The sequence below is a fragment of the Gemmobacter sp. LW-1 genome (assembly GCF_001303875.1).
In the GTDB taxonomy this organism is placed as follows: Bacteria; Pseudomonadota; Alphaproteobacteria; order Rhodobacterales; family Rhodobacteraceae; genus Gemmobacter; species Gemmobacter caeni.
In genome coordinates this window covers 1-3,341 of the sequence record NZ_LJSC01000009.1, presented here as the reverse complement: position 1 = coordinate 3,341, position 3,341 = coordinate 1, and the positions used below count along the sequence as shown (strand labels likewise).

Genomic DNA, 3,341 nt, shown 5'->3' with positions numbered 1-3,341 from the left:
CGGTGACGGGCGCGCCCGCGATCGGCTTGGCCCCTGCAACGGGCGCGGGGGCTGCGGGCTGTTCCGCTGCCACGGTTTCGGCGGCGTCAAGGATCGGCTTCGACGCATCGGTCTGCGTCGGCGCCTCGTCGCGGCGCAGGGCGGTCACGTTGATCTTGCCGGGCTGCCCGGCCAGAAGCCCTAGCGCGGCAGCGGCATCGGAGGAAATTTGCAGCTTCGGCCCCGGATTGTCACGTTCGCGGCGGAACAGCGCCCCGATGACGAATTTGCCGTTCGCCGGATTGCGCAGGATCACCCGCTCCGGGTCTTTCGCATCGGGCGAGGCCACCCAGACGCCGCCCAGTGAGGGACGACCATCCCAGAGCGCCGTATCGGTGGTCTGAAAGATCTCGGGCGCCTCGACATCGCGGTCGACCAGCTTGACCGAGGTCGCCGCCGGGCTTTCGCCGCTGCCGGTGGCCGCGACCTCCGGCTTCGGTTTCGGGGCGAAAGGATTCTTGCCTGCTTCACAGGCTGTCAGAAGACCGACGGAAACCACCGCCATGACCAGATGTCCGACCGCTGCTCGTGCCATTACTAACCCTCATTATGGCGCGCCTTCTGCCGGGCTGCGCTTCATTCGCTCGTTGCGGCAACTGCCCTGCCGCCGGAATGGCATTAGCATAGACGCAGGACGGGGTCGAGAAAAGGCCCGAGGCCGGTATTGGCGGAAAACGCCGCAGGGGCGGGGGGCCCCTGCGCGGGGCCGCCCGGCCGGGGGTTTCAGGCAAAGATGAAGTCGCCTGCATCCAGAACCGAAGCCGCAACATCGTGCAGAATGACGATATTCTTGCCATCGGTGATCCGGGCGCCAAGGCTCGTGTCGGTGATCGTCAGGTCGGCGAAGCTGTCGGCGCGGCTCCAGCCGATCACGATCTTGTCAGTGCCATCGCGGTAGTCGGTGATCGTGTCGCGGCCAGACCCATTGCCAAACACGAAATGATCGGCGCCCTTGCCGCCGGTCAGCACATCGCGCCCGACGCCGCCTTCCAGCCGGTCGTTCTGGCTGCCGCCATACAGGCTGTCGTTGCCCTGACTGCCGACCAGCGTATCCGCCCCCGTGCCGCCGGACAGCATGTCGTTGCCCTTGTAGCCGATCAGATGGTCGCGCCCGCCATTGCCGCTGAGGCTGTCGCGGCCCCAGGTGCCCATGATCAGTTCGTTGTCACGATCCCCTTCGGCGGTGGGATCGAACATCAGGATCGTCCCGACCGGCGAGCGGGCGCCATCCACCACGAAGCGGTCGATATGGCCAGGGTCGGAAGTGTCGAGCGGGCCGGTCAGGTTCATCAGCGTCGTGCCATCGGGCGCGGTCAGCTTCATGCCATCCAGCGCCAGCCCCGCGATGGACGACAGATCCGGGTCTTCGCCCAGTTGGGCCAGCAGATCCCAGCCCACCGTCAGCATCTCGCCGAAATTGGTGGGGAAGACGCCATCGAACTGGAGCGTATAGCCAAAGAGCTTCAGCGCCAGCGTGTCTTCCGTCAGGCTGAACGAAAACACCTCGCGAGTCGCATTGGTAAGGCTCAGCCCGGTGATGCCGTAATCAGACAACGCATCGGCCAGTTGTTCGCGCTGGCTGGGCGTCATGTCCTCAAGATCGCCGATCTGGCCGACGACAGCGGCGATTGCATAAATGTCATCCATCGAATCCGGCAGGCTGCCGGTGATGCGCAGCGTGTCAGTGCCGGTTTTCAGCGTGTAGCCGGTGGGCGAGAAATCAATGTTCATCAGCGTGGTCTTGCCCTGTTTCAGGGTCAGGCTGTCGAACTCGCCCTTTGCCACGCCATCCTGGATCGCTTCGATGAGGGTCTGGATATTGCCGACCGGGCTGATCCCCTTGCCGGCAAGGCTCAGCGTCCAGTTGGACTCCGCGCTGAAAGCCAGCGTGATCTTGGTGGAGGACAGCTGCGTCACGCGTGGGGTGACGGCGTCGATGACATCACCAAACAGGTCAAGCCGGTCCGCATATTTGAGCGAGGGGAGGTAAAGGCCGGGTTTCGCGCCGATCTGGGCGACTGTCTTCTGGATGACATCGACAAGCGATGTGTTGATGCGCAGCGTGGACATGTATACCTCCTTGGAAAATTGCAGCAAATCTGGAAGGGCGACGCTGGGAATGCAAGGGCAATTGTGGCCCCTCCGACCCCGCCAAAGGGGGTGGCGACGCCTTGTCGCGGCGGCTTCGGTTCTGGCCGTGTTTTCGGGCTGTACGGGGGCTTGTCAGGGCTGCCGCAGTGCGCTGGTTCTGGGGCAGGACAGACGCGGTCATGTGGAGCCTGCGCTGCGCGTCACCGCGGCTCGCTTCGTCATGGCACCTGCGGCGGTTCCTGCGCGGAACCGGCCCCCCGCCTTCGGGCTGGAGATCGACCCCGAAGTGCTTGGCCCGGACAGCGACACGCCGCATGATCTTGCGCGCGACCGCCTGATCGGGCTGCGGCTGTCGCGCGAGACCGATCTGGGCGCGGGCTTCGGGCTGGAGGCCTCGGTGCTGACCGGGATCGGTGAAAGCCGCTACCGCCTGCCCAAGGGCATGGGCATCCTGACCGATCCGGTGGACATTGGCTTTCGCAGCCTGTCGGTCACGCCCGAACTGGCGCTGAGCCGCCGCGCGGATCTTGGCGCCCTTTCGGGGCAGGTGGTGCTGGGGCTGGGGATGCAGGCGGCACGGTCGCGGGTGACGGTGCGTTCCGCCTTGCTGGACGTTTCTGAAACCGTGGTGACACGCCGCCCCTACGCCCGGCTGGGGCTGGTGCTGGAAGAACCGCGCCGCGGTGTGGCTCTGGCGGGCGAGGCGCGGTTTTACGAGGGGCGCGCGGCCGAGATCGGCGCCGAGATGCGCCTGACCCTGCCGCGCTGAGGCTTGCCGCCCCGGCACGCGGGGTCCATATCGGAAAGGCGCGACAGGAAAGGGCGGATCATGGCACAGGCGGAACAGGCGGCGGGCAGCTTTGGGCTGCGCTTCGACAACAGCTATGTGCGCGATCTGCCGGGCGCCTGGCTGGAACAGGCACCGCGCCGGGCGGTGGCGCCGAAGCTTCTGATGTTCAACAGGGAACTGGCAGAGGAACTTGGCGCGGAACCGGAAGCACTGGAGGCCCGCGCAGCCGAGGTATTTTCCGGCAACCTGCTGCCTGACGGCGCCGAACCTGTCGCTCAGGCCTATGCAGGCCACCAGTTCGGCGGCTTTTCCCCACAGCTGGGCGATGGCCGGGCGCTGCTGCTGGGCGAGGTGATCGACCGAAAGGGCGAGCGCCGCGATATCGCGCTGAAAGGCTCTGGCCCCACCGCATTTTCGCGCG

The 3,341-nt window shown here is 66.0% G+C and carries 3 protein-coding genes and 1 pseudogene; 2 read left to right on the top strand and 2 right to left on the bottom strand.

The window, feature by feature from the left end; translation table 11 throughout:
* Positions 1-574, bottom strand: a pseudogene (locus AO684_RS01290) (SPOR domain-containing protein); the annotation flags it as partial.
* Positions 575-762: 188 nt separating this feature from the next.
* Positions 763-2,109 (bottom strand): calcium-binding protein, encoded by a 1,347-nt coding sequence (locus tag AO684_RS01285; RefSeq protein ID WP_054300942.1) that lies wholly within the window; start codon positions 2,107-2,109, stop codon positions 763-765.
* Between the two features lie 127 nt (positions 2,110-2,236).
* Here AO684_RS01285 and AO684_RS01280 point away from each other — a divergent pair, with 127 nt between their 5' ends.
* Both AO684_RS01280 and AO684_RS01275 read left to right on the top strand, forming a co-directional pair.
* Complete coding sequence (locus tag AO684_RS01280) at positions 2,237-2,899, top strand: hypothetical protein (RefSeq protein ID WP_152968313.1); 663 nt, start codon at positions 2,237-2,239, stop codon at positions 2,897-2,899.
* A 60-nt stretch (positions 2,900-2,959) separates the two neighbouring features.
* Positions 2,960-3,341, top strand: a 382-nt coding sequence (locus AO684_RS01275; protein WP_200907778.1) for a protein adenylyltransferase SelO family protein, incomplete at its 3' end; no start/stop codon positions are given.